The organism is Paraburkholderia sp. BR14374 (genome assembly GCF_040948685.1).
In the GTDB taxonomy this organism is placed as follows: Bacteria; Pseudomonadota; Gammaproteobacteria; order Burkholderiales; family Burkholderiaceae; genus Paraburkholderia; species Paraburkholderia youngii.
The window spans coordinates 1-6479 of the sequence record NZ_JBFPKF010000064.1; the positions used below are offsets into that span (position 1 = coordinate 1).

A 6479-nucleotide genomic window follows, 5' to 3' on the forward strand; every position below is an offset into this window, starting at 1 on the left:
GTAGATCCAGAAGATCGTGTCCACGATCATGGAACGATCTCACGTGATCTACCCGGACCTCCTCACGCTCTCACATCATGCCCCACGCGCGCGCGAATCGGGGACCGGCCCTGCCGAGCCGCTTACCCTCAAACGCAAATTGAATATTTTCATCGCAACCGCTCGATTCATGAATACAAATTCAGCGTAAACCCACGACCCACAGCGTTGAGCAATATTCACCCCTTGCAGTGATAGATATGAACGACGGCCTCAATAGAATGGGCTGTAGAATCATTGCAGCGTGAGAGGCGCCGCATCGCACCGGGCAAAGGGGCGCCCGTTCGACGGCCTTCCGGTTCTGTCACTTGGCCACGAAGACATCGACAAGCGGGGAGCTTGCTCCTCGTGCGCGAATGCCATTGTCATGCGCTGTGTCTGACAAGGGATACCTTCGAGGCTCAAATGCATGATCACGTGATCAAGAAAGGTTGACATGCATTAAGGCGAAAGACGAAAGTCGCGAATAGTATAAAAGGACAATATCCGACGAGCGCACGCATGCGCCCGGCCCGTTCGCCTCTTTTGCCGACGCGACGGCTTCGGTGCGCATCAACTGGCGAGCGATCCGCAAACGTCGGTCGACCCCAATCCCAGCCATGAGTGGATACGTCGATACACGTTGCTTGCCTCGATTTCACATGTCAGTTTTTCTGCAATATCGTGAGCATGACAAATTACGACCTACCGAAAGACATAGCAAACCGTCTGGTTGATCCGCAGTCGTATACAAACCTCGACGGGCTCCATGAGATATACGCGTGGGCGCGTGCAAACAACCCAGTTGGACGAGCAATGGCGGACGCGCATGACCCATTCTGGGTGGTAACAAAACACGCCGACGTCTCAATGATTTCCCGGAACAATGCCCTGTTTCGCAACGGCGATTATTCCGTCGTCTGCCGTCCGCAAGCATCTATCGCGCATGTTATAGGGGCCACCGGTAGTCCAAACATCGTCCGTTCGCTCGTCCACGTCGACGGCGACGAACACAAGAGTTTGCGCGCACTGACACAGTCGTGGTTTATGCCGAACAGTGTCGTTAAGCTTGAGGCTCGCATGCGATCATTGGCACATTTGATGATCGGGGAACTTCTGCAAAAGAGCGGCTCCGTAATCGACTTTGCGAACGATTTCGCCTCGCACTATCCGCTGAACGTGATCATGGATATTCTCGGAGTTCCGCAGGAAGAATCCCCCCGTATGTTGAGACTCACACAGGAGATGTTTGGAAGCGAGGATGCCGAATACAAGCGCGATATCAGTCGCCAGGGCGACGCCGGAAGTGCGATCGGCAAGGCGCTGCTGTCAGTTGTAGCAGACTTCAAGGGTTACTTTGATCCCCTGACCGAAGATCGCCGGAAAAAACCGCGTAACGACATCGCCACCTTGCTCGCCAACGCGGTTGTCGATGGACAGCCTATTGATGAGGCAACCCGACTCGGCTACTACGTGATTATCGCCGCCGCCGGGCATGACACCGTCTCGTCTTCCATATCGGTTGCGATGTGGGCATTGTGTCAATTCCCCCATTTGCTGCCGCGGCTTAAGGCTGACCCGTCGCTCATTCCGCAATTCATCGACGAGAGCCTCCGCTACGCATCGCCAGTGCGTCATTTCATGCGTACGGCGGCAGCCGACACGAATTTGAGAGGCAGGACTATCCGCAAGGGCGATTGGCTGATGCTCTGCTACGGGTCGGCCAATCGCGATGAGGAAGTTTTCCCCGACCCTTTTATATTCGATATCGACCGAAGGCCGAATCGGCACATTGCGTTTGGGGCAGGTGCTCACGTATGTCTTGGTCAGCATCTCGCAAACATGGAGATGCGCATCCTGTTCGAGGAACTGATCCCGAAGTTGCAGTTCGTCGAACCGGTGGGAGAGATCGAATTCACGACGTCTAATTTCGTAAGTGGGCCAAAGCACCTCCCAATACGTTGCGTGTTGCAATGATCGCATCTATGTAAAATTTGAACGCCACAAAATGACCTTGATCGGGACCGTGCTTTCGTCTACAAACTCACACATGTAGCATGTGACTGCCAAACATTTCCCCGGTTGCAGCCCCCAGTTACTATCTTCCCGCCTCGATAATTGAAGCTTTGGGCAGCCAGGCCCGGCATGATTCTCGCCCCCAGTCGCAGTTTCTGATCCGGGGGGTGTTGTCACCGGGCCTGGTGGGTGGCAGGTGATCGCTAATAGGGACTCGGCTGGAATATTCCAAGGCCGTCCGTAACGTAGATGCCGAGATTTGCCACCGTTGTCGCAGGCCCACTCGAATTCAAGACCCATGGCCGTCTTCTCTTCGTTGTCGACCAGCCCGCCACCACCGGCGCATTGCCGCTGGCCGTCGCACGCGATGAAGGCGTTCTGCTTGCCGATCTGCCCGAACTGGCGATGCGCCGCATTGCCGACCTGCATGCCGGTGAGGCCCAGACAGACGCCCGCGACGCCGCAATCATCGCCGAGGCCGCCGGTTCGATGCCGCATACGCTGCGCTCGCTTCGGTTAGCTGATGAACCGCTCGCCGAGCTGCCCATGCTGTGCGGCTTCGACGACGAGCTCGCCGCTCAAATTACCCAAACCAGTAACGGGATTCGCGGCCTGCTCACCCAGATCCATCCCGCGCTTGAGCGCGTTCTCGGACCGCGCCTCGAGCATCCCGCCGTGCTCGATCTACTCGAGCGCTACCCGTCTCCAGCCGCGCTTGCAGCAACCAGCGAGAAGACGCTTGCCAACCGCCTGACCAAGCTCGCGCCACGCATGGGCACGGGATTGGGGGCCGAAATCGTTCAAGCGCTGGGCGAACAGGCCGTGACGGTGCCCGGCACGCAAACCGCCACCATCGTCATGCCGCGCCTGGCTCAGCAGCTCGCCGCCTTACGCAAGCAGCGCGACGAAATCGCCGGCGAAGTAGAGCGGCGGGGCTTGCTCACCCTCTTTGGCCGGTCTTGACCAGCATGCCGGGGAGGGCGTCAGGACCGCCGCCAGACTCCTCACCGAGGTCGCGCACCAAGCCTTCGCTTCGGCAGGTCACCTGGCGGGCCTACGCTGGCCTCGCACCAGTTACCCGGCGCTCAGGCTCATCTATCCGGGGCGAGCATCCGTCCAACCGCGGCAACAAGGTACTCAAGCGCGCCTTGTTCCTATCGCCTTCGCGGCCTCGCGAGACCCCCCGATTCGCGAGCGTATCCCGCACGCAAGGTCCAGCACGGTAAGCGACATAACTAGGCACTCATCGCGCTCGCACGGCGACGCTGTGATGTCCTGTTCGCCATCCTGCGCGATGGCACCTTTTACGGACCCAAGTCAGCTCCAAACCCAAGTCAGCCCCTAACGCTTGACGAATTAGATAGGGCCCCCCATATGATGGCGTGCCGGAACCGGCCGAGGAACTCTCGAATTGGGCTCACGTTTCAGGATGAGCCCCAAAAAAAGCAGTACCAGGTGTGTGGACCGCAGATCAACGCCGACGTGGTCTTCGCATGCCCGTTGGATTGTGGGCGTCGCCATGATCACTTTAGAACTTTCAATCTACCTTCGATAGCCCTTCTGGCAGCGATCCGCAGCCGCTACAAGCATCTCAGTTGCGGTCTCGCATAGCATGCGCGACCCATTTCACAGATGCATGAAACCCCCGCCCCGCATTCGTCGTCTTATCGAGCTTGCCGCCGGAGTGGCAACGACAATAGTTGCGCTGGCCGCTCCACACGGCGCACGTCATCATGTCGTGGCTTCATTTATCTTAGGGCGCCGTGCCGACGGCACCGGCCTTCGGTTACTGTCACGTCGCGACGGCAGTGCACTTTGAGTGCAGTGCATGCTATGCCTTCGACCACCTCTTGAGTCTGTATTGAGAAAGTCATTTGTGACGCGAATGCGTCTTATCCAAACAATTGATTTTTGCGATTTCATAAAATGGCGGATAGTGATGATGCTGCCGCGGCACAGTCACCGTGTTGGGGCGCCCTCAATAGACACCTTGCACGATCTTGTGGCGTGCAATGCCCATCGCCACGGATATCGATTGGCACTCCGAGTTACTACATTGGTGTACTTCTTAAGTCACGTAACTGCTTGACACCCATGAAGAAGCCGGCCATTTTGACAAGCAGCTTTTCGACCCGAGATCTCCGAATTCGATCTGTTCACCGGAGCAAACAATGAATGCTGTCGATATCCACCAGATGGTCCAGTTCGCCGTCCAATCGTTCAAATTGCTTGCGATTTTTGCCACGTTATGTGCAGCTCTTGAGATCGCGTTTCCGGCTTATCGATACAGCTTCGCATCGTACCTTCGCGGCGCACGGAACTGGGCGATTCGGATTGGATGCGGCGCGCTAATCTGGCACTTGTACGCTGTGGGCTTGCAATGGTTAGGCGTCAAGCCGCTCCTGACGGTCAATCTTTCAACAGTGCTTCACTCTGACAACGCAGTTATCAAGACGGCTTTCGCCATCCTTTCAGGCGTTGTGGTCGCAATTGCCGGTGACTTCTTTTACTACTGGATGCACCGTGCACAGCACGCCGTGCCATTCCTCTGGCGCTTGCACGCTACACATCACTCGATTCGCGAACTGACGGCATGGAATTGCAATCATCACATTTCCGAGCCGGTTATCTACGCCTTGTTTGTAGCATTACCGCTCGCGCTGATCCACTTCGAGTCTGGCGTGGTGCCGGCTGCTGCCATGACCCTCATTACCTTTCAGGCGCATCTGTCGCACTCCAGCACGCGCATCAACCTTGGGCCTCTGCGATATATCATCGGAGACGGTCAGTTCCACCGAATTCATCACTCAACTCAGCCGCATCATCGGCACCGAAACTACGGGTTCTTTACGACCATCTGGGACACTATCTTCAGCACGGCATACTGGCCGAAACGGGACGAATGGCCCGAAGTGGGCCTTCGCAATCAACCCGAGCCCCTCACCGTGCGCGACTACTTTATGTTTCCGTTTGGACAAAATCGCTGGTCCAAAGCCAAATCTGACAGCATAACGCAGGAGAGTTGACGATGATTGGTCGGGGCATTCGCTTGAATTGAGCGGCACTGGTAGACAAAACATTTGCCAATACAACGTCGCCTGAAACCATCGACGGTGAAGGCGAATCGCGGGCCGTCGAACTATAGCGGTAACGCTGAGATCGGTATCACTTGGCCGTCTCGCGCGGCGCCAACGGCGCAAGATTTTATGCTCGTGTTCAAGGACGTTCGGTGTATATGCGCTCTCTCGGCAGCGCTATGGAGATACCTGACATGAGCGCCCACTGGCGAGAGCCCCCCCCAGTCTAAGAGTACGTCGCCCCACACACGGTTCCTCTCTCGATCGGAAGGTTGCCCAAGCCGCTGACCTTCACCGATGCCGACCAACCCCTACTACCTGACAGGAGATCAGAAAGACCATGCCTCGAATCTTGATCCGCGCGACCCGTGCCGCCATTGCCACCGCCGCGCTGATGCTTTGGACTGCCAGTGCGCAGGCCCAGACGTGGTCTGCTACTTCCCCCGAAACGTCATCCTGCTCTGCGGAAAATCTCTTCGCTTCTCGGATCTACGGTAGGTACACGATCAACAACGACGTGTGGTCACCCTGCAGTAATGTCACCGCGGGTCCCCAGACAATAAGGGCTAACAGCAAGCTCGGAGGAGACAGCGAGGTCGACTGGAGCGTTACTTCAGATCAACCCAACACCAGTGGCATCAAGTCCTATCCGCACATCGGATACAAAGTCAACAAGACCATCGGCTCACTGAACTCGCTTTCCGCAATCGTCTCGGCTACTACGCCATCTGGTGGCGCCTGGGAGTCAACGTTTGATATCTGGGCCGGAGGTGAGGCGCATGAAATCATGATATGGCTGAACTACACCGGAACTGCGGAAGGTTGCGGCAATGTCAAGCCCATCTCCTACAACTGGACGCAAGCCGGATGCGCAATTCCACTTTATCGAAACGTATCGCTGTCCAACGGAAGTTGGAACGTGTACGTGGGCACCAACCGCCGCAACATCGTCTACACGTTCGTCCGCACGACGAAGACTGACAACGCCGCGATCGATGTGCTGGCATTTATGAAATATCTGCGCTCGCTCAACTATTTTGATGATGATCTTGAAATCGGTGACCTGCAGTACGGGTTCGAAATCACCTCTTCGCGCGGAAACCTGAGCTTTGCGTCCAAGAAGTTCACGGTCACTGCCGAGTGATCCCTTTCATCGCGTTGGGCAGGGACCCCGGCGGTCGGTCAAATTCCTCCAGGTATGGTCACTTCAAAATCCCCAGGTAACGATCGCTGGCTGAGCGGTCTGTAGCGGTGCTGCAGGACATTTATTGTCGTCTCCTTCAGAGAAGAAGAAGGAGACCAGGGAGTGAATGTCTTGAAGCAGCATCTGCAAAGCGCGATATTCACGCTGCTCGAGCGGGGCGTGAG

At 56.6% G+C, this 6479-nt stretch carries 3 protein-coding genes and 1 pseudogene; all 4 read left to right on the top strand.

Annotated elements, in window-relative coordinates:
* The first annotated feature begins 702 nt into the window (after positions 1 to 702).
* The 4 genes and pseudogenes from AB3X86_RS37575 to AB3X86_RS37590 all read left to right on the top strand — a co-directional run bounded on the left by AB3X86_RS37575 (position 703) and on the right by AB3X86_RS37590 (position 6255).
* Positions 703 to 1995 (top strand): cytochrome P450, encoded by a 1293-nt coding sequence (locus AB3X86_RS37575; RefSeq protein ID WP_368599835.1) that lies wholly within the window; start codon positions 703 to 705, stop codon positions 1993 to 1995.
* 303 nt (positions 1996 to 2298) lie between these two features.
* Positions 2299 to 3357: pseudogene (locus AB3X86_RS37580) on the top strand (IS110 family transposase); the annotation flags it as partial.
* A gap of 848 nt (positions 3358 to 4205) precedes the next feature.
* A complete protein-coding gene (locus tag AB3X86_RS37585; protein ID WP_368587917.1) occupies positions 4206 to 5060 on the top strand; it encodes a sterol desaturase family protein in 855 nt (284 codons plus the stop codon).
* 391 nt (positions 5061 to 5451) lie between these two features.
* A complete protein-coding gene (locus tag AB3X86_RS37590; protein ID WP_368599836.1) occupies positions 5452 to 6255 on the top strand; it encodes a glycosyl hydrolase in 804 nt (267 codons plus the stop codon).
* Positions 6256 to 6479: the final 224 nt, after the last annotated feature.